Source organism: Planococcus sp. NCCP-2050, from assembly GCF_023708025.1.
Taxonomy (GTDB): Bacteria; Bacillota; Bacilli; order Bacillales_A; family Planococcaceae; genus Planococcus.
The window spans coordinates 23,479-43,192 of record NZ_BRCX01000006.1 but is presented as its reverse complement, the minus strand read 5'-3'; the positions used below and the strand labels follow the sequence as shown (position 1 = coordinate 43,192).

23 protein-coding genes and 1 riboswitch are annotated in these 19,714 nt (G+C 43.8%); of the genes, 19 read left to right on the top strand and 4 right to left on the bottom strand.

Going from position 1 to position 19,714, the window contains the following annotated elements; all coding sequences use genetic code 11:
- A complete protein-coding gene (gene sufB / locus NFU07_RS15580) occupies positions 1 to 1,398 on the top strand; it encodes a Fe-S cluster assembly protein SufB (protein WP_251479709.1) in 1,398 nt (465 codons plus the stop codon).
- 76 nt (positions 1,399 to 1,474) lie between these two features.
- Here sufB and NFU07_RS15575 read toward each other — a convergent pair whose 3' ends face one another.
- Positions 1,475 to 2,152 carry a DNA alkylation repair protein gene (locus NFU07_RS15575; RefSeq protein ID WP_251479707.1) on the bottom strand — a complete coding sequence of 226 codons (678 nt, stop codon included), beginning with the start codon at positions 2,150 to 2,152 and terminating at the stop codon, positions 1,475 to 1,477.
- Positions 2,153 to 2,325: 173 nt separating this feature from the next.
- On the opposite strand from NFU07_RS15575, the gene NFU07_RS15570 reads away from it, so the two are divergent.
- The 10 genes from NFU07_RS15570 (at position 2,326) to NFU07_RS15525 (ending at position 11,894) form a co-directional block, all read left to right on the top strand.
- Positions 2,326 to 3,186, top strand: a complete 861-nt coding sequence (locus NFU07_RS15570; RefSeq protein WP_251479704.1) for a DUF72 domain-containing protein — start codon at positions 2,326 to 2,328, stop codon at positions 3,184 to 3,186.
- Positions 3,186 to 4,013, top strand: a complete 828-nt coding sequence (locus NFU07_RS15565) for a sulfite exporter TauE/SafE family protein (protein WP_251479702.1) — start codon at positions 3,186 to 3,188, stop codon at positions 4,011 to 4,013. The genes NFU07_RS15570 and NFU07_RS15565 overlap by 1 nt, the downstream gene beginning before the upstream one ends.
- 13 nt (positions 4,014 to 4,026) lie before the next feature.
- Complete coding sequence (locus NFU07_RS15560) at positions 4,027 to 5,370, top strand: bifunctional metallophosphatase/5'-nucleotidase (protein ID WP_251479699.1); 1,344 nt, start codon at positions 4,027 to 4,029, stop codon at positions 5,368 to 5,370.
- Positions 5,371 to 5,443: 73 nt separating this feature from the next.
- Positions 5,444 to 5,625: riboswitch (Lysine riboswitch) on the top strand.
- A 103-nt stretch (positions 5,626 to 5,728) separates the two neighbouring features.
- Entirely contained in the window at positions 5,729 to 7,306 is a 1,578-nt protein-coding gene (locus NFU07_RS15555) for a Na+/H+ antiporter NhaC family protein (RefSeq protein WP_251479696.1), read from the top strand.
- Positions 7,307 to 7,499: 193 nt separating this feature from the next.
- Positions 7,500 to 9,020 (top strand): sodium-dependent transporter, encoded by a 1,521-nt coding sequence (locus NFU07_RS15550; protein WP_251479693.1) that lies wholly within the window; start codon positions 7,500 to 7,502, stop codon positions 9,018 to 9,020.
- A gap of 14 nt (positions 9,021 to 9,034) precedes the next feature.
- Positions 9,035 to 9,148, top strand: a complete 114-nt coding sequence (locus NFU07_RS15545) for a methionine/alanine import family NSS transporter small subunit (protein WP_235198777.1) — start codon at positions 9,035 to 9,037, stop codon at positions 9,146 to 9,148.
- Positions 9,149 to 9,317: 169 nt separating this feature from the next.
- Positions 9,318 to 10,241 carry a lipoyl synthase gene (gene lipA / locus NFU07_RS15540; RefSeq protein ID WP_235198778.1) on the top strand — a complete coding sequence of 308 codons (924 nt, stop codon included), beginning with the start codon at positions 9,318 to 9,320 and terminating at the stop codon, positions 10,239 to 10,241.
- Positions 10,242 to 10,256: 15 nt separating this feature from the next.
- A complete protein-coding gene (locus tag NFU07_RS15535) occupies positions 10,257 to 10,601 on the top strand; it encodes a YutD family protein (protein ID WP_251479690.1) in 345 nt (114 codons plus the stop codon).
- A gap of 83 nt (positions 10,602 to 10,684) precedes the next feature.
- Positions 10,685 to 11,143, top strand: coding sequence for a DUF86 domain-containing protein (locus NFU07_RS15530; RefSeq protein ID WP_251479687.1), 459 nt, complete (start codon positions 10,685 to 10,687; stop codon positions 11,141 to 11,143).
- Positions 11,130 to 11,894 carry a TIGR01457 family HAD-type hydrolase gene (locus tag NFU07_RS15525; RefSeq protein WP_251479685.1) on the top strand — a complete coding sequence of 255 codons (765 nt, stop codon included), beginning with the start codon at positions 11,130 to 11,132 and terminating at the stop codon, positions 11,892 to 11,894. Before NFU07_RS15530 ends, NFU07_RS15525 begins: the two co-directional genes overlap by 14 nt.
- A 43-nt stretch (positions 11,895 to 11,937) precedes the next feature.
- Here the strand turns inward: NFU07_RS15525 and NFU07_RS15520 are convergent, their stop codons facing one another.
- Positions 11,938 to 12,174 (bottom strand): YuzB family protein, encoded by a 237-nt coding sequence (locus NFU07_RS15520; protein WP_246809121.1) that lies wholly within the window; start codon positions 12,172 to 12,174, stop codon positions 11,938 to 11,940.
- A 150-nt stretch (positions 12,175 to 12,324) separates the two neighbouring features.
- Between NFU07_RS15520 and NFU07_RS15515 the strand changes: the two genes are divergently transcribed.
- Entirely contained in the window at positions 12,325 to 13,392 is a 1,068-nt protein-coding gene (locus NFU07_RS15515) for an NAD(P)/FAD-dependent oxidoreductase (RefSeq protein WP_251479681.1), read from the top strand.
- A 55-nt stretch (positions 13,393 to 13,447) separates the two neighbouring features.
- Here the strand turns inward: NFU07_RS15515 and NFU07_RS15510 are convergent, their stop codons facing one another.
- The gene (locus NFU07_RS15510; RefSeq protein ID WP_235198784.1) at positions 13,448 to 13,774 is read right to left on the bottom strand and encodes a YuzD family protein; all 327 of its coding nucleotides are present in this window, start codon (positions 13,772 to 13,774) and stop codon (positions 13,448 to 13,450) included.
- A gap of 82 nt (positions 13,775 to 13,856) precedes the next feature.
- Here NFU07_RS15510 and NFU07_RS15505 point away from each other — a divergent pair, with 82 nt between their 5' ends.
- The 6 genes from NFU07_RS15505 (at position 13,857) to NFU07_RS15480 (ending at position 17,473) form a co-directional block, all read left to right on the top strand.
- On the top strand, positions 13,857 to 14,093 hold the full coding sequence (locus NFU07_RS15505; protein ID WP_052652153.1) for a NifU family protein: 237 nt from the start codon (positions 13,857 to 13,859) through the stop codon (positions 14,091 to 14,093).
- Positions 14,094 to 14,205: 112 nt separating this feature from the next.
- A complete protein-coding gene (locus tag NFU07_RS15500; protein WP_251479678.1) occupies positions 14,206 to 14,568 on the top strand; it encodes a HesB/IscA family protein in 363 nt (120 codons plus the stop codon).
- Between the two features lie 263 nt (positions 14,569 to 14,831).
- Complete coding sequence (locus NFU07_RS15495; RefSeq protein ID WP_235199276.1) at positions 14,832 to 16,046, top strand: NAD(P)/FAD-dependent oxidoreductase; 1,215 nt, start codon at positions 14,832 to 14,834, stop codon at positions 16,044 to 16,046.
- A 105-nt stretch (positions 16,047 to 16,151) separates the two neighbouring features.
- Entirely contained in the window at positions 16,152 to 16,649 is a 498-nt protein-coding gene (locus tag NFU07_RS15490) for an NUDIX domain-containing protein (protein ID WP_251479675.1), read from the top strand.
- A 140-nt stretch (positions 16,650 to 16,789) separates the two neighbouring features.
- A complete protein-coding gene (locus tag NFU07_RS15485; protein ID WP_199876618.1) occupies positions 16,790 to 16,915 on the top strand; it encodes a YuiA family protein in 126 nt (41 codons plus the stop codon).
- A 228-nt stretch (positions 16,916 to 17,143) separates the two neighbouring features.
- Complete coding sequence (locus NFU07_RS15480; protein ID WP_235198788.1) at positions 17,144 to 17,473, top strand: YuiB family protein; 330 nt, start codon at positions 17,144 to 17,146, stop codon at positions 17,471 to 17,473.
- A gap of 76 nt (positions 17,474 to 17,549) precedes the next feature.
- Here the strand turns inward: NFU07_RS15480 and NFU07_RS15475 are convergent, their stop codons facing one another.
- Complete coding sequence (locus tag NFU07_RS15475; RefSeq protein WP_251479672.1) at positions 17,550 to 18,026, bottom strand: divergent PAP2 family protein; 477 nt, start codon at positions 18,024 to 18,026, stop codon at positions 17,550 to 17,552.
- A 149-nt stretch (positions 18,027 to 18,175) separates the two neighbouring features.
- Here NFU07_RS15475 and NFU07_RS15470 point away from each other — a divergent pair, with 149 nt between their 5' ends.
- The gene (locus tag NFU07_RS15470; RefSeq protein WP_251479669.1) at positions 18,176 to 19,669 is read left to right on the top strand and encodes a leucyl aminopeptidase; all 1,494 of its coding nucleotides are present in this window, start codon (positions 18,176 to 18,178) and stop codon (positions 19,667 to 19,669) included.
- The last annotated feature ends 45 nt before the right edge of the window (positions 19,670 to 19,714 follow it).

Here is a 19,714-nt window from a genome sequence, read left to right as displayed (position 1 = left end):
ATGGCTAAAAAAATGCCGGAAATCGGTGATTATAAATATGGGTTCCACGATAAAGACGTTTCAGTTTTCCGCTCTAAACGTGGATTGACTGAAGATATCGTTCGTGAAATTTCGAATATCAAAAGTGAACCTGAATGGATGCTGGAATCACGCTTAAAAGCATTGAAATTATTCTATTCAATGCCAATGCCGCAATGGGGCGGAGATTTAGGTTCGTTGAACTTCGATGAAATTACGTATTACGTAAAACCATCTGAAGCGAGCCAAACTTCTTGGGACGAAGTTCCAGAAGAAATCAAAGCGACATTCGACAAACTTGGGATTCCTGAAGCAGAACAAAAATACCTTGCGGGTGTTTCTGCACAGTACGAATCAGAAGTTGTTTACCACAACATGAAAGTGGAACTTGAGGACATGGGCATCGTCTTTAAAGACACAGATGCTGCGCTTCGTGAAAACGAAGACTTGTTCAGAGAATACTGGCAGACGGTTATTCCGGCTGCTGACAATAAATTTGCTGCGTTGAACACAGCGGTATGGTCTGGTGGATCTTTCATCTATGTACCAAAAGGCATCAAAGTGGAATCTCCACTACAAGCTTATTTCCGCATCAACTCAGAAAACATGGGGCAATTTGAACGTACGCTGATCATCGTTGATGAAGGCGCAAGCGTTCACTATGTAGAAGGCTGTACAGCACCGGTTTATACAACCAACTCACTTCACTCAGCAGTAGTTGAGATTGTCGTGAAAAAAGATGCATATTGCCGTTATACAACAATCCAGAACTGGGCAAACAACGTCTATAACCTTGTAACGAAACGCGCATTTGTTGATGCGAACGGAACAATGGAATGGATTGATGGCAACATCGGTTCTAAATTGACGATGAAATATCCAGCAGTTTACCTGCGCGGCGAAGGCGCTCGCGGAATGACGCTTTCGATTGCAATTGCAGGGAAAGGTCAGCACCAGGATGCTGGCGCTAAAATGATTCACTTGGCTCCGAATACTTCATCATCGATTGTTTCGAAATCCATTTCGAAACAAGGCGGTAAAGTATCGTACCGAGGAATTGTCCGTTTCGGCCGTAAGGCGGATGGCGCACGTTCAAACATTGAATGTGATACGTTGATCATGGATAACCAGTCAACTTCTGATACGATTCCTTACAATGAAATCTTGAATGACAATGTTTCATTAGAGCACGAAGCGAAAGTTTCGAAAGTATCTGAAGAGCAATTGTTCTACTTGATGAGCCGCGGCGTTTCTGAGCAAGAAGCGACAGAAATGATCGTTATGGGCTTTATCGAACCATTCACGAAAGAACTTCCAATGGAATATGCGGTAGAAATGAACCGCTTAATCAAGTTCGAAATGGAAGGCTCTATCGGTTAATTTTTTAATACGGAAAGCCCGGTGCCTATATGGCATCGGGCTTTTTATATTGGATGGAAAATAGGAAGTATGTGGATTATTTTTCGATATTCTTCAAGGCTTCCCGCCTGCTGAGCGGCATGAGTGAGTGATGTGCAGTAAAAGACCGCACCCATTCCGCATCCGTTTTGGCATATTCTCGCAATGCCCAACCAATTGCTTTTTGGATGAAAAACTCTTTAGAAGCTGCATGCTGCCGAATAATTGAAGTTAATAATTCGGTATCGGTTTCCCGCTTGTATTTCAACTGATGTAAAATGGCAGAGCGATTCGTCCACAGATTATCGGCATAGGACCATTCAAGCATGATAGGTGCCCCGTTAAGGCGTTCCTCACTAATGACATGGCCAACTATCCTCGGAGCGATTGAATCGACACTATCCCACCAGGACTTGCTTTCAATGAGCTGCCTCAAATTGGGCAGGTCTTGAAGCGTCAAATGATGTTTCGTATTTTCGAGCAAGGCGATAGCGGCATATTGGTATTCCCGTTCCGGCAAGTTGTAGAGTTTCCATACCTCTTCGAAAAGCTGTGGTGGATGCGGCAATTCGTATTCTAAAAAATGCTGCTTTAATAACGTGTTTCTTAGGGGTGTTTTGATGCCGAGAAAAGGGAATTGGTTCCGCATGTAAGCGGCCATCGGCACGGATAATTGTTCATTGCGGTTGGCTTCGAATTTCTCAATGAGTGTTTCGCGGTTCCATTGTTTTTTCAAAGGGATCGACTCCTCTTCTCCATAGAGGTGTATTTTTTTAGGGAACTGGGAAAAAAGAGATAAGGTAAGATTTTAATTAAAAAAATACCTTTTCCTTTAAAGGCAGCTCTTAATAAGACGTCTTATTTTTTCTATGCTATCATAAAATAACAACGAATATTGGAGGCGGACTCATGATATATGTAGGATTGACTGGATGGGGCGACCATCCGGATGTCTATAGCCCAGGTTCTAAAAAAACAGAAAAGCTGATTGACTATAGTGCACATTTTCCGATCGTGGAATTGGATTCTTCTTTCTATGCGGTCCAGCCTGAACGGAATATCCGGAAATGGATCAATGAAACGCCGGAAGGGTTCCAATTTGTCGTCAAAGCCTATCAAGGGATGACCGGGCATCAGCGGGGGGAGAACCCTTTCGAAAGCCGCGATCAAATGTTTGAAGCTTTTATCTTATCCATTCGCCCGTTAAAAGAGGCAGGGAAACTGGCCATGGTCTTATTGCAATTCCCGCCATGGTTCGATTGCCAAAAAGAAAATGTCGAGCAGATCCGGGAAATCACCGGAAGGCTGAAAGAATTTGACTTGGCGGTGGAATTCCGCCATCAATCTTGGTATACACCTGAGCTTCGTGAGAAGACGCTTGAATTTTTTAGGGAAAACAACCTGATCCATTCAGTCTGCGATGAACCACAAGCAGGCGAAGGGTCGATTCCATTGGTTCCCGTATCTACCCGGGAAGATAAAGTGCTGATCCGGCTCCATGGGCGCAATGTCCACGGCTGGCTGAATCCTGGCCATGGCCAAAAATGGCGGGAAGTCCGCTATCTTTACGATTACAATGAAAGAGAATTAAAAGAAATCAGCGAAGCAGCCAAGCTACTGGAGAAATCAACGGAACGGGTGTATGTTGTCTTCAACAACAATTCAGGAGGCCATGCCGCTGGTGACGCAAAGCAATTCCAGCAAATGAACGGCTTGGAATTTAACGGCTTATCACCGAAGCAGCTCGATTTATTTGACGGAGGGTTTTAATGGTCTTCTTGCTGATTGCGCTTGTCGGTTTGCTTTCAGGCATCGTTGGCGCATTAATCGGACTCGGCGGCGGTGTAATCTTAGTGCCTGCTATGCTTTTTCTCGGCACTTCTTTCATCTTTTTCCCAGAACTCCCGCCTCAGAAAATCGTCGGACTTTCTGTCGTCATGATGATTTTCACAGGTCTGTCCTCTACGCTTTCCTATATGAAAGTCAAAACGGTGGATTATCGGAGCGGGCTGATTTTCTTCGCTGGCAGCGTACCAGGAACCATCATTGGTGCTTTTGTCAATAAAAGCCTGGATCTCCCTTCGTTTCAATTGTATTTTGGATTTTTATTAGTTTTTCTGGCTTTGCTGTTATTGGTGAAAGACCGCTTAAAAGCAGTGCGGTGGTTTGTGCAAAATGGACGCAATTTCACGTTCCGGGATTCGATGAATAAGGAATACGTATACGGCTATCCTGTATGGTTTGCACTTCTTCTGACATTTGCCGTCGGATTTGCATCCGGCTTATTCGGCATCGGTGGAGGATCGATCATGGTGCCGGCAATGATTCTTCTTTTTCTATTCCCTCCGCATGTAGCGGTCGGGACTTCGATGTTCATGGTGTTTTTATCGGCTATTGTAAATTCCATTACCCATATTTCACTCGGCAATGTGCCTTGGCTTTACACATTAGCAGTCGTTCCCGGTGCTTATATCGGTGCTAAAATAGGGGCCGCGTTAAATAAAAAATTGAATTCCGATACGCTCGTCGTTATTTTGCGGATTGCTTTATTGGTTCTCGGACTGCGGTCTATTTATGAAGGAATATTTAGTTCTTAAAGAGGTGTAAGTCATGGGTGAAACCCTTCACATTTATCATACAAACGATGTGCATAGCCATTTTTCAAATTGGCCGCGCATCCGGTCGCTGCTAAAAGAGCGAAAGCGTTGGCACGAAGAAGCAGGGGATATGTGCCTTATTCTTGATATTGGTGACCACGTTGACCGTTCGCATCCTTTCACTGAAGGGACTTCAGGGAAAGGGAATATCGAATTATTGAATGATGCAGGCTACGATGCTGTGACCATCGGCAATAATGAAGGCATCACCTTGGCTAAGGAAGAGCTTGACGCGCTTTATCAGCAAGCTGATTTTGACGTCATCGTCTCGAACTTGTTTGAATTGGACGGCAGCCGGCCGAATTGGGCGAAACCTTTTCATCTAGTGGAAGCAAAGAGCGGCTTGAAAATTGGGTTGGTTGGGGCTACTGCAGAGTTTACGCCGTTTTACCGGCGACTGGGCTGGACCGTAACCGACGCAAAGGATTCTATAGTCCAGGCGGTTGAGGCCATAAAAGATCAAGCCGATCTCATTATCTGTCTGTCGCATCTCGGCATCAAAGAAGATGAGCAATTGGTGGAGTTATGCCCGGAAATCGATGTATTGCTCGGAGCCCATACGCATCATATTTTCCATGAGGGCAAAATGATCGGAAATACGATGCTTGGAGCAGCCGGCAAATTCGGCATCTATATTGGACATATTACAGTCGATCTTCAAAGCGGCGAAAAACAAGCGGAATTGATTGAGACTGCTATGCTCCAAAGTGTCGAAGAAGATTTTGATGATTTGCTGATTGCGCAAGGAAAAGAGCAATTAAATGATCCGATTTTCTATAATGAGCAAGTGCTTGACGCAGATTGGTTCAAAGACTCGAAACTCGCAGAATTGTTCGGGGAAGCGATGTTAGATTTTTCAGGAGCGGATTGCGCCATTTTCAATGCGGGGCTCTTTATGGAGAATATGCCGCTTGGAACAGCAACGCGCTATGATTTCCATAAGATGCTTCCACATCCGATTAATCCTTGCCTGATCGAATTGACAGGCGCTGAACTGAAAGAAATCTTTCTTCAATCCTTGAACGCTGAGTGGCCGACTATTGAATTGAAAGGGATGGGTTTTCGTGGGGCGGTGTTCGGCAAAATGATCCGCATCAACTTATCCATGGAAAATCATCAATTATTCATTGGCGGCATTCCGGCAAATCCAGAGGAAAGTTATAAATTGATTACTTTGGATATGTTCACTTTTGGTTATTTTTTCCCTTCATTAAAACGGGCGCCTAAGAAATACTTCATGCCTGAATTCCTGCGGGATGTTTTCAGCCAGTATTTTAGAAGCAAAGCACTTAAGTGAGTGAATATTCAAAGTATAAACTCATTTGATTTTCAAAAAAATATCGGCTATGCTAACTAAGAAATGAATTATATCGATGGGTAGAGGCTGCGGAATTTATCAGTACAATGCGCGAGTTTGACAACGTTGAACGCATTCGAAAGGAAATTTTGCCGAAGTTCTTTTTTCACAGTCAATGGAAAAAGGGCTGGGGTCATTCTGAAGAAGAATGGCACTGTCATTTGTGCTTTGCACAAATGAAGAGCTACAGGGATGTTTGATGTATTATCACACAGACGAATTGTAGAAGGCTGATTGTACCCTAACGGAGACAATCAGCCTTTTTTCTCTTCCATCCTACAAAAAAGGAGGATTTTTCATGGAGAACACGATTTTTTCAATCTTGCCGCCAATTATCGCCATTGCAATGGTGCTATTAACGCGGCGCGTGCTGCTGTCTCTTGGAGCCGGGATTGTCGCTGCAGCATTTATCTATACCTCATTTGCTCCGGTAGCCGCTTTAAAAGAGCTTTACACGTCTTTTGCAGTTATTTTCTGGGATGAAGGCTTTAATGCTTATAATGTTTTCATTATTCTTTTCCTACTGCTTTTAGGAATCATTACCGCTTTCGTCAGCTTATCTGGAGGAAGCCATGCTTTTGCTGAGTGGGCATCGACTCGGATCAAGTCGAGAAGAGGAGCAAAAGTTGTTACGGTCTTATTAGGCATTGTCATTTTCATTGACGACTACTTTAATGCACTCGCTGTAGGGCAAGTCGCACGCCCGATTACAGACCGCTACAAAGTCTCTCGCGCGAAACTCGCTTACTTTATCGATTCTACAGCCGCGCCTGTCTGCGTTATTTCGCCAGTATCGAGTTGGGGCGCAGCCATTATCGGAATCGTAGCCACCATATTAGCGGGGCAAACGTACGTCGAGTCTTCCGCTTTGGAAGCGTTCATTTGGATGGCACCGATGAACTTCTATGTGGTTGCTTCTCTTGCAATTGTCTTTTTTGTCGCAATCCGTGACGTAGACTTTGGCGAGATGAAAAAGCATGAAACCTTAGCCCTTACAAAAGGCCAATTATTCGATCCGAAAAAAACGATTCCGGGTGAAATGAAAGAAGAATTTCCAAGCCATTCCCATGGCCGGGTTCTGGATTTATTATTACCGATTTTCGTATTGGTCGTAGGAACTGTCAGTGCAATGATGTGGACCGGCTATCAAAATGCGGAACAAGTTTTTGATATCTGGCTGATTTTTGAGAATACGGATGTGCCTGCTTCTCTTCTAGTGGGCGGTGTATTGGGTGCACTAACTTCCGTCATTCTGTACTTGCTGCAAATGCGTAAAAACGAAACAGCCAATGCCGGTTGGGTAGCAAAAGGAATTTTGGCTGGAGTTAGATCGATGTTGGGTGCAGTGATGATTCTTATCTTCGCTTGGTCATTGACTTATCTGATCGATAGTCTTGAGACCGGAAAATATTTAGCAGATGTTGTTACCGAAGCTAATATGCCAACTTCAATTCTTCCGGTTTTGCTGTTTTTGCTAGCAGGCATCATGGCATTTTCTACAGGAACATCTTGGGGTTCATTCGGGATCTTGCTGCCAATTGCTGGGCAGATTATGTCTCAAGCTGAACCGGAATTATTATTGCCGACGCTTTCAGCGGTTTTAGCAGGTGCTGTATTCGGCGATCATTGTTCGCCGATTTCAGATACGACGATCCTTTCCTCTACAGGAGCAGGAAGCAATCATATGGACCATGTGATTACCCAGTTGCCTTATGCTATTACAGCCGCGTTAATTGCTGCGGTAGGGTATATTGTCATAGGGTTCACAAACTCACTTTTACTGTCTTTAGGCGTAGTGATTGTTATTTTGGCGATATTATTCATCGTCTGGTCAAGACGCACGACTATAGCTGAAAAACACAATAAACTAGTATAAATTCGAAAGCAGAGAAGTTACTTCTCTGCTTTTTTATTATTTCGCAAATAGTTTTAATTAAAAAAAACGAGAAATTATCTTTACTTTGCCAAACTCCCTCGTTATACTATTTTTAGATTAGCAATAATCTGAAAATAAACAAACTTCCTATTTTTCTGTAAGAAAAATGGAAGAACACTAAGGGGGAAGAGAGATGGAACGTTCGCAATGGGGTACGCGAGCCGGATTTATTATGGCGGCTGTCGGCTCAGCGGTAGGTTTAGGGAACATTTGGCGTTTTCCATATGTTGCCTATGAAAATGGTGGAGGAGCATTCTTTATACCGTACTTATTCGCTCTGTTAACCGCAGGGATACCAATTCTTATTTTGGAATTCACCATTGGACACAAGTACCGCGGATCGGCGCCGTTATCATTCTTTAGAATGAGTGGCAAGAAATTGGAATGGATGGGCTGGTGGGCCGTCTTCGTGTCGTTCGTCATATCCGTCTATTATGCGGTCATCATCGCATGGGCAATGCGCTACACAATTTTCTCCTTCAATCAAGCCTGGGGAGACGATACAGAAGGATTCCTATTCAATGATTTCTTGCAATTGACTGTACAGCCAGGTGAAACTGGTGGAATAGTATGGGGTGTATTTATTCCGCTCGCACTTGTCTGGATCATTACACTTGGCATTTTGCTTGCCGGAGTTAAAAAAGGAATTGAAATGGCTAACCGCATTTTCATTCCAACTTTAGTAGTGATTTTCTTGATTGTTGTTATTCGCGCTGTCACGTTGGACGGAGCGGCTATGGGATTAGATGCATTCTTCAAACCGAATTTTGATGCCATTATGGATCCTTCGGTCTGGGTAGCAGCTTATGGCCATATTTTCTTCAGTTTATCGGTAGCATTTGCGATTATGATCACTTATGCAAGTTATCTTCCGAAAAAATCGGATATTACCAATAACGCCTTTATCACTGGATTTGCCAACTCGGCATTCGAATTATTGGCAGGGATTGGCGTTTTCGCAGCACTTGGATTCATGGCTAGCCAACAAGGGGTTGCCGTGGCGGACGTCGCATCAGCTGGCGTCGGATTGGCATTTGTTGTATTCCCGCAAATCATCAATGAATTCCCGGGATTCAATGGTCTGTTCGGTGCATTGTTCTTCCTATCATTGACGCTTGCTGGATTGACTTCCTTGATTTCCATCACTGAAACTTATGTAGCTGGTTTTTCTGAGAAATTCGGCATCTCGCGTAAGAAAGCGGTTCTATTTGGCGGCGGTCTTGCTGCTTTGATTTCTATCCTATTTGCAACTCAGGGCGGATTGTTCTTCTTGGACCTTGCCGATTACTACATCAACCAATTCGGTGTTGCATTCATCGGACTTGTCGAAGTTGTCCTAGTGGTTTGGGTGTTCCGCAAAGCAGGAGCGCTTCAAGAACATGCCAATGCCATTTCGGATATTCGACTTGGTGGCTGGTGGAAATTCAGTTTAGGCATCATTACCCCAATCGTCTTGGGTTACATGATGTTCGGTCTTTTGAAGCTGAATATTCTTCAGGAGTTTGATAATGAGACTGGGAACTATGAAGGCTACTCCGATATGTTTACGTTAACTGGAGGCGTCGCAGTAGCGGCAGGCGCACTTGTTCTTGGAATCCTCTTCTCAATTGGCAAATGGCATAAAGACCATGCGCAGTATGACGAAAACAAATAAGGGAGGTTCACCATATGTCAACTAGTGCAATAGTCGTAATGATCATCGGAATGGTTATCATCTGGGGCGGTCTTGCTGCAAGTATCGGGAATGCCGTCAGCAAAAGCAGAGCCAACCGAAACGCATAATTTCAAACTTTTATTGGTTTACTATCATGGGCCCGGAAGCTAATCGCTTCCGGGTTTTTCGTTTTACAGAAGATGGCAGATCTTATTGTAGGCGGTGATATATTATGGTACATTTGGAAGGGACCATGAGCAAATACATAAAACCAAGCACTGAAGGGATGATGTAGTGATGCCAGAAAAGCAAGAACATCTTAGAAAACCCGATTGGTTGAAAATTAAGCTTAATACAAATGAAAATTACACAGATTTAAAGAAAATGATGCGTGAAAATAATTTGAATACCGTTTGTGAAGAAGCAAAATGTCCGAATATCCATGAATGCTGGGGGAGCCGACGGACAGCCACTTTCATGATTTTAGGAGCGGTCTGTACACGCGCTTGCCGGTTTTGTGCAGTTCAGACAGGCCTTCCTAATGAGCTGGACCTTCAAGAACCGGAACGGGTCGCAGATTCCGTTAAGCTGATGAATTTAAAGCATACGGTTATCACAGCAGTTGCTCGCGATGATCTCAGAGACGGCGGTTCTGAAGTGTTTGCAGAAACGGTGCGCGCGATTAAACGGAAAAATCCGTTTACGACAGTGGAAGTGCTTCCTTCGGATATGGGAGGAAGCGAAGAGAACTTAAGGACTTTGATGGACGCACAACCGGATATTTTAAACCATAATATCGAAACCGTGAGGCGTTTGACACCAAGAGTAAGAGCGCGTGCCAAATATGACCGTTCACTGGAACTGCTTCGGCGTTCTAAAGAAATGTATCCGGAAATTCCGACTAAATCTTCTTTGATGATCGGTTTAGGGGAGACGAAAGAGGAAATAATTGAAGTGATGGATGATTTGCGTGCGAATGACGTAGACATCATGACGATCGGCCAATATTTACAGCCTTCCAAAAAACATTTGAAAGTGCAGAAATATTATTCGCCGAAAGAATTTAAGGAATTATGGGAAATTGCAATGACAAAAGGTTTCTCGCATTGCCAAGCAGGGCCATTGGTGCGAAGCAGCTATCATGCGGATGAACAAGTCAATGCCGCTGCAAAAGAACGTCAACGTCTCGGAGATCAGCAAGTTGCAGGAGTTAACAGTTAAGAGGTGAAGACGAACATGATTACGATTGATAAATGGGAGTACGAAGTGATCATCGATTATCGGGAAGGCTTCCAGGAAGAAGCTTTGAATAATCGGTACAGCGAAATTCTTTCCAAATACGATTACATTCTGGGTGATTGGGGATATGGCCAATTGCGTCTGAAAGGCTTTTTTGAAGATACAAACCATAAAGCCACATACGATACGAAAATCAGCACCTTGCAGGATTATCTTTATGAATACTGCAATTTTGGCTGCGCTTATTTTGTCATAAAAAAAGTCGGGAAAGTGCCTGAGCCAGCACCGGAAACGAAAGAAATCCCAGAACCAGCTACAGAAACCCTCGAAGCGGATGCATGATCCGCCGAGGGTTTTTCTTTGCGCCTATGATATGATAGAAGGTGGAAATACATGAAGAGAACAGATCACCAGGAGGGTATAAGATGTACTTTATTGACCGAAACAAAATCACAGAAACGGTAACTTATATGGGCAAACTAATCGCGTTGTACGAAGAGAAGGAGCAATGGACTTCTCTGACAGATGAGCTTGCGCTGGAACGCGTGGCGAGCAATGTAATTGAATCGATAATTGATGTAGGAAACTCGATGATTGATGGATTTATCATGCGCGATCCGGGAAGCTATGAAGACATAATCGATATTTTGACGGATGAAAAAGTGGTGACGCCTGAAATGGATGAGCCATTAAAACAAATCATCGGTTTGCGGAAAATGCTGGTGCGCGAATTTGCGGCTGTCAATCATGGGCAAATAGTGGAAGTGTTAAACCAAAATCTCAAAGAGCTTAAGAATTTCGGACCTAAAGTGGAATATTACCTGGAGCACGAGCTTGGGCCGGTTTCAGCATTTTTGCCGGAGAAGAAAAATGAAAAATTATAAAGCTTATTGCCTTGATTTAGATGGAACGGTTTATCGGGGAAAAGAAGCCGTACCGGATGCGCCAAACTTCGTGGCTCGGCTCCAAGCAAAAGGCATCGAGCCTTTTTTTGTGACCAATAATGCATCGATGATGCAAGCACAGTTAAATGCGAAGCTGGCCAAGTTCGGCGTAGTGACGGAAAATCAGCAAATCATGTCATCGGCGATTGCTGCAGCGAAATATATTAGCCGCTGGTATCCGAACAAAAGCGTTTATATGATCGGATCAGATGGTTTGAAAGATGCGCTTCAGCAAGAAGGCATTATGCAAGTAGAGGAAAATGCAGACATCGTGGTGATGGGAATCGACCCTGGCATCAATTATGAAAAATTGGCGGTTGCCTGTCTGGAAATTCGAAAAGGGGCCGTTTTCTTGTCGACGAACCGTGATCTCGCTTTTCCATCCGAACGGGGACTTGTGCCTGGAAACGGAGCGTTTACAACTTTAGTTGCCGCTTCGACAGGCGTAGAGCCGGTCTATATCGGAAAACCGGAAGGGCATATGTTGGATGCGATTCTTTATGAACATGGATTTGAAAAAGAAGAAATGGTCATGATCGGCGATAACTACGAAACGGATATTTTAGCCGGCATCCATTTTGGAATTGATACGGTGCATGTTAATACGGGAGTCACCCCGATGGAAGAAGTGCTGGAGAAAGACATTCAGCCTACCCATGCATTAGAGAGTCTAGCTTTATGGGAAGTTTAAGCCTGGAGAATTTCGGGTAAAAAAATAAGCCGCAGGCAGCGGCTTAGAATAAAGGGTTTTCTTCTATAAACTCATAGACTTTCTGGGTCAATTCTTCAGGTGTATCGGCTTCGACGATTTCACCATTAACCAACGCATATAATGATTCTGCACATTGCGTGCAGTAACTTAAACAGCCATATTCCAATACATCCAAATTTGAATCGCTTTCCAATTTTTCAAACGATTCCTGTGATCCGTTTGCCATGTTGCTAATACAAAATTCAACAATTGGTTTCATTTTGGTCACCTCGCTACTACGAAATCCTACCTTTTTTTATAGCGATAGTCAATTATTTGATTTCTTTGGAATGTATTGTGAAAGTTATCACAATCAGCTATACTCATATTTGAGAAATTAAGCAGACAGATGAAATTAAAGGAGATTTTTATGCGAAAACTAGTCTTACTTGGTGGAGGATACGGCAATATGCGTATATTGCTTCGTTTATTGCCAAACAATTTACCCCTGGATACAGAAATCATCTTGATCGACCGTACACCTTTCCACAGTATGAAAACGGAATTCTATGCACTTGCAGCGGGAACGGCATCCGACCATGAGGTGCGGGTAGCTTTTCCGGAAAGCGATCGCTTATCGCTCGTCCATGGAGAAATTCTTGAAATCGACTTGGAAGATAAATGTGTGCTAATGGAAAATGGAGACCGCGTTCAATATGATGACCTCGTAATCGGATTAGGCTGCGAAGACAAATACCATAGCGTGCCGGGAGCGGATGAATTCACTTACAGCATCCAAACAATTGGCAAGTCACGCGAAACCTTCAAAACACTTTTAGGCCTGCCGTCTGGCGCAGTTGTCGGAATTGTCGGAGCGGGCCTTAGCGGAATCGAACTTGCAAGTGAATTGCGCGAAAGCAGACGCGATTTGAACATTAAATTATTTGACCGCAGCCCACGTATTTTACGTGATTTCCCAGAGCGTTTGAGTAATTTTGTGAAAAAATGGTTTGATAACCACAATGTGGATGTGGTTTCAAATTCGAATATTACAAAAGTCGAGCCGAATCTTCTTTATAACCACGAAGAAACGATTCCGGTTGACGCTGTTGTATGGACAGCAGGTATCCAGCCGGTCAAACCGGTTCGCGACCTTGGCCTTGAAAGCGACAGCAGCGGACGTGTCGTCATCAACCAATACCATCAATTGCCGAACGATGAACATGTCTACGTGGTCGGTGACTGTGCAGCGTTGCCAATGGCCCCATCTGCACAGCTTGCCGAAGAGCAGGCAGAACAGATCGTTGAAGTATTAAAGTTGACTTGGAGAGACAAGCCGCTGCCTGAAACAATGCCTGAAATCAAACTAAAAGGCTTTCTTGGCTCCCTTGGGAAAAAACAAGGATTTGCTTATCTCGCAGACCGGACGGTTACAGGGCGCATTGCGCGTCTGATGAAATCCGGTGTGCTTTGGATGTACAAATGGCATAATGGCTGATAAACGGAAAAAACGCGCTCATTTTATGATGAGTGCGCTTTTTTTATGGAATCGTTTATTCTGCAGGAGAAAAGCCGTGCTTTTCAAGTTCTTTGTAGACCGGTTTCAACTGGACATAGCCTTCGCCGACCACTTCGCCTTCCACTAATACAAGGGGGTAGAAAAATTCATCTTCCAAGATGCGCTCAGCGTAGTCTTTCTGATGTGCTTCCGTCTGTGGTTTCTCAATATCGATATACGTAATTGAAAATGGCTGGCCTTTGTATTTTCTAGAAATTGCCGCTTGCAGCCATTCATACGTATCAATGGAAGAAGGGGCATTCACGCAACTTGCACAGATTACTTCGGTTCCGTACACTTCGATGGAAATTTCTTTTGTCATTTTCTAGACCTCCTGAAAATTCAATAGTGGCTTTTTCTACTCAATCACATTATAATGATTATAATGAAAGGAGTCGATATAAATGACTGAAGCTTTGATGGAAGATCAAGTAATGGAAGTCTTAGATAAATTACGTCCATTCCTTTTGCGTGACGGCGGGGACTGTGAATTAGTGGATGTAGAAGATGGGATCGTAAAACTTCGTCTTCTTGGTGCATGCGGCAGCTGCCCAAGTTCGACCATTACCTTAAAAGCAGGGATTGAACGTGCGTTAATGGAAGAAGTTCCTGGCGTTGTAGAAGTAGAACAAGTATTTTAATGCCAAGGGACCTTTTATAGGTCCCTTTTTTGTTACATATTCAAACTTGCAGAGCGGGTTGCTTGAATGGCTTTAGGCAATATTGCTATGATGGGTATAAGGAGGCGATAATATGGCACAAGTAGTTGAGATTACAGAAGCAGCTTCTTTTCAAGTAAAAGAAATGATGCGCCATAACGAAGAGGAGGGCGCGTTTCTTCGTGTCGCTGTAAAAGGCGGCGGCTGCAGCGGATTGACATACGGAATGGGTTTTGAGAAAGAACATGGACCAGAAGATGATGTGCTGGAACAGTTCGGGCTTCAAATCCTAGTGGCAAAAGAAGATGCCCCTATTTTAAATGGGACCGTTGTTGATTACAAGCAATCGTTGATGGGCGGCGGGTTCACCATTGAAAACCCGAATGCGATCGCTTCATGCGGATGCGGAACTTCATTCCGGACAGCTAAAAAAGCAGGAACACCAGAAAACTGCTGATACATTAAGAACACCTTCCTTTTGAATGGGAGGTGTTTTATTTTGCCTATAAAGACAGGATAGGCAGGAATTGAACGTTAATAATGGCTATCTGGTGAATGCATTTGCCGCTCAGTATGGACGCTATTGGAAAGCGGGAGAATCCAGTTGAAATCAACAGGTAAAAGGGCTAATATAGAGGGTAGGAGTTTATTGGCACTACTATGATTTATAATTAAACTTTTTCTGTTTAAAAAAATGACTTGAAGGTGGTTGCGATTGTGTTGAAAAGACCGTCAATATTAGTATTAGGAGCAGGTTACGGTGGATTGATGACTGTAGTTAACTTGCAAAAAGTTCTTGGCACTGATGCCGCAGATATTACGTTGATCAATAAAAACGAATACCATTACGAAAGCACTTGGTTGCATGAGGCAGCAGCTGGTACATTGTTGCCAGAACAAGTTCGCTATGATATCAAAGATGTTATTGACAGCGTGAAAACAAAATTCGTCCAAGCGACAGTTGAAGCAATTGATGTTGCAGGCAAAAAAGTGACAACTGACAATGGTGTGTTTACATACGATTATCTAGTTATCGGTTTAGGCTTCGAAGGCGAAACTTTCGGAATTCCTGGATTGGACAAATACGCACTTTCAATTGCGAACGTCAAAGCTGCCCGTTATATCCGTGAGCATATTGAATTCCAATTTGCGACGTGGTCTACAGAAGATGTAAAAGACGACAGCCGTTTGACAATCGTTGTAGGCGGAGCCGGGTTTACAGGAATCGAGTTCTTAGGAGAACTGGGTAACCGTGTACCGGAATTATGCAAAGAGTATGACGTTCCTCGCGAAAAAGTTCGCGTAGTTTGTGTAGAAGCGGCCCCAATGGTATTGCCTGGATTTGATCCTGAACTTGTCAGCTATGCAGTTGGCCATTTAGAATCTAAAGGCATCGAGTTCTCAATCGGCACTCCAGTCGTTGAAGCTACTCCAGAAGGCGTTAACATCAAAAAAGGCGATGATGAGTTTGAATTCATCAAAGCAGGTACAGTTGTTTGGGCTGCTGGAGTTCGCGGAAGCAAGCTAATCGAAGAATCAGGCATCGAAAACATGCGCGCTCGCGTAAAAGTGGATGCAGACCTTCGTGCTCCTGGACATTCAGATGTATTCGTGATCGGTGACTGTGCATTGATGATCAACGAAGAAACGAACCGTCCATACCCACCGACAGCCCAAATTGCAATGCAGCAAGGGCAAGCAGTGGCAAACAATATCAACGCTTTGATCAAAGGCGAAGAAACTCACCCATTCGTTCCTGACTTAAAAGGAACAGTTTGCTCATTAGGTGAAAATGACGCAATCGGTGTGGTGTTCGGCAAGAAAATTACTGGTAAACGCGCTTCATTCATGAAAAAAATGATCGATAACCGTGCACTTCTAATGGTTGGCGGACCAGGATTAGTTATGAAAAAAGGTAAATTCAACGTTCTATAAGAGAAGCAAAATCTCCCATCTTGAACTGCACCGAAATTGTTAGAGCGATCTAACAACGGAAGCGCAGTTCAACTGGGAGTTTTTTTGGTTAAAGGAGCTGACGGGATGAAAAAGAGCAAACGGGGCAATGTCTGGTTAGGCGCAGCCGGTTTAGTGGTGAATTCGAAAAATGAATGGCTTGTTGTCAAGAAGAGGTACGGCGGTCTGCATGGCAAGTGGTCATTGCCTGCAGGATTCGTGAATGCTGATGAAACAATCGATCAGGCGGCTATGCGTGAAGTGAAAGAAGAGACGGGAATCGACTGCACGCTGTTCGGTCTGATTGGTTTTCGTTCGGGAGTCATACGAGAAGAAGTGAGCGATAATATGGGGATTTTCCTATTGAAACCAGTAGATGAGCAACAAAAAATCAAAGCGCAGCTGGAGGAGCTTTATGAGGCGGCGTGGCGATCTCCTGAAGAGCTGTCGGCAGATCCGGATGCTTCGGTGATGCTTCATGAAATGGTAGAATTTCTGCTCGATGAAGGATTTGAAGCCATTGAAGACGTAGATCCAGGGGAAATATTCGGGTATTCTTCCTATAAACTATTCTTTAAAAAATAAAGGATAATCGAGGAAAAAAGCGCATACGTGAGATAAAGATGGATGTATCCGTTTACATTTTATTGAATTTTCTTGCAAGTATAAAATAACCGTGTTATATTATCAGAATATTAAAACGATAACAGGAGGAGGTGTTTCGAATGACTATCTTCAAAAAAGCAAAGTCTGCGAATCAATGCCCGTATTGTGGAGGCAAAGGCTATTTCCAATTGCGTTTGGGCGGTTCGGAAACGTGCTCCTGCTGTTCTGGATCCGGCAAAAAGTAAATGCATTTACCAATGCAAGCGTTCATGGGAGAAGACTCCTGTGGACGCTTTTTTTTAATGCCTATATAACAACTAAAATGAATAAAGCATGCCAAGTTTAACGCTTTATCCAAATACATTGCATAGGAACGGTTTTAATGTGACAAAGCAATGAACTTGGGATTGTGTGATTGAAAGGGGCAGGACTTTCGGGTAAACTGATGAAAGGAATAACGGAGGTTAGAATTCATGAATACTTCATTTAGCATTGTCCAATTGATCATTTCGGTTTTACTGTTTTACGTAATGTTTTTCGGCATCGGTTTTTTATTGAATATGCTGCTTCGGATGACTTGGCTGATGGCAATCGTCTATCCGATCGTCATTTTGCTCGTCATTGACGATGTCGGCTTTTTCAGCTATTTCACAGATCCAGGCGAGTCCTTCTCGATGCTTGGCGATACCATCACTTCGCTTACAGGAAGCGATATTGCCGTATTGCTTGCAGGCTGGGCTGGAGCAATTACTTCCGGATTCGTCATGAAAATCTTGCGTAAAAGCGGTTATCAAATGTTCTAAATTTCAACATAGAAAATCCGCCAGGCCGATTCAAAGGCTTGGCGGATTTTTCGGTTTTGAGAAGAAAAGTCCATTTTTAACGCAGTATCCCGTAGAAAACAAATGCAATGGCAATGCCGGTAAGGGCGCCTATAAATACTTCGCTCGGTTTATGGCCGAGAAGCGTCTTGAGTTCTGCTATTTTCTCTTCCTCTTTTTTCTGCGGCCATTTTCTTGTTTCGTCCATGAAGAGATAGAAATCGTTGCGCATCTTGTTGATGGTCAAAGCTTGCTGGCCAGCTTGGAATCTGACACCTGTGGCGTCATACATCGTGATGACAGCGAACATCGCGGCAACTGCAAAAATCGTGGAGTCGACCCCGTGTTCAAAAGCCACGGCCGTAGTTAAGGAAGTCACAGCAGCCGAATGTGAACTGGGCATTCCTCCGGTCGAGGAAAATAATTTCCAGTCCAGTTCACGGGTAACAGCATATTGAATGGGGATTTTAACAAATTGGGCAAAGAGAATAGCGAAAAGTGCAATCATCAGCGGCAAATTAGAAAATAGTTCCATCCCGTAAACAACCTTTCCATTAAAAGATATTGCTTAGTATAACATACGGGATTTATTGATTTATCAAAAATCATTTCGGACACCGAACTACCCCGTATACTGAATAAATGCTAAACTAGAAGTGGAAGTCAATTTAAGGGGGAAATAATATGGAATTAGTCGTACAAGCGGATGCAGCTCAAGCAGAAGCGGATATTTTAATCGTAGGTTTAAGCCGCCACCCAGAAAACAGCAAAGGATGGGAAGCTTTTTCTAAGCGCTTTAACGGCATGCTGGAAGAATGGGTCAAAGGCGATTTGCCGTTTGATTTGAATTCGATCATTACATATCCGGCATTGTCGGGTGCCATTCCACGGGTTCTTTTTGTTGGACTGAATGACCGTAAAAAACTGACGGAGGATACCATTCGTACAGCTTTCGGCCATGTTGGAAAAGAGCTTGGCAAGAAGAAAATCAAACATGCAGCCGTCTATTTGGATTCGTTCTTGAATGATGAGATCTCATCAGAAGATGCAGCCTATTTAGCTGTTGAAGGCATTACAATGGGCACTTATAAATTCGATGATTATAAAACTTCTTCAAATGAAGCAGATGTGGCATTGGAAACCTTGTCCATTTTATCGGAAGACGATGCAGAAGAATTGCAGGCTTCCGCTTTTATCGGGCATGTATTCGGCCAATCGGTCAATGAAGCCCGTACACTGGTTAATATGCCGGCGAATTTATTGACGGCTACAGCTATGGCGGATTATGCAAAAGAACTGGGTGAAACATACGGATTTGAAACGGAAATTCTCGGGAAAGCCGAAATGGAAGAGCTCGGCATGGGTGCGATTTTAGCAGTCAACCAAGGATCTGTCGAAGAACCTCGCCTTATCGTATTGAAGTATAAAGCGACTGAGAACTTTGAAGAGCCGCTTGCGCTTGTCGGCAAAGGCATTACGTTCGACACAGGCGGTTATTCGTTGAAGCCGAAAGATGGCATCGTCGGCATGAAAGGCGATATGGGCGGGGCCGCAGCTGTCCTTGGTGCGATGAAAGTCATCGGCGAGTTGAAGCCTGAGAAAAACGTTATTGCGGTCATTGCATCAACAGACAATATGGTGTCAGGCAACGCCTTTAAGCCGGATGATGTGATCACGTCCTTAAGCGGCAAAACGATTGAAATCTTGAACACTGATGCTGAAGGGCGCTTGGTGCTGGCGGATTCTGTGACCTATGCAAAACAGATGGGCGCTACCCATATCATAGATGTGGCAACGTTAACTGGTGGCGTCATCGTGGCATTAGGAAATGATAAAACGGGTGCTTTGACGAACGACGAAGCATTCTTCGAGACTTTCCTTGAAGCTTCGGAGGAAACCGGGGAATTCGTTTGGAGACTTCCTTTGACGGAGAACGACAAAAAACGAATCCGTAAAAGCGATGTAGCGGATTTGAACAACTCACCGGGACGCGATGGCCATATGATTTTCGGCGGCGGGTTTGTCGGTGAATTTGTAGACAATACGCCGTGGATCCATTTGGATATTGCAGGTACATCCCATGCAGCTTCTGCCCATGACCTTGGACCACAAGGCGGAACAGGTGCGATGGTTCGGACGCTTGCCATGATGGTTGAGAAAATGGCTGAAGAAGCATAAATAATAATAAAAACAAGCGGGTATGCGATTGTCGCATACCCGCTT